The organism is Bradyrhizobium sp. 23AC, assembly GCF_054863025.1.
In genome coordinates this window covers 1-241 of the sequence record NZ_JAVAYN010000281.1, presented here as the reverse complement: position 1 = coordinate 241, position 241 = coordinate 1, and the positions used below count along the sequence as shown (strand labels likewise).

At 56.4% G+C, this 241-nt stretch carries 1 pseudogene; it reads left to right on the top strand.

Annotation, left to right across the window (positions count from 1 at the left end):
• Window positions 1–150: 150 nt before the first annotated feature.
• A pseudogene (locus RAD10_RS42445) lies at window positions 151–241 on the top strand (2-oxoadipate dioxygenase/decarboxylase family protein); the annotation flags it as partial.

Here is a 241-nt window from a genome sequence, read left to right as displayed (position 1 = left end):
CAAGCGGCATCCCCACCGCCCATCATAGCGCAAGCGTTGTTTCGCCAGAGGCCGCCTTCGTCCCGCGCGATATATCAGGAAGTCTCGATGAGTTTGCATGCTCAAGTAAACCCCCTCGGAATTTAGTCGTCGAAAGTCCACCCGGACGAGATTCGGTTTCTGTTCTCGCATGCGATGTCACACATGTATCGGGCAGAGGTGCCGCAATATGGTGCTCGTCGAACTCGTCGCCGACGTGAAC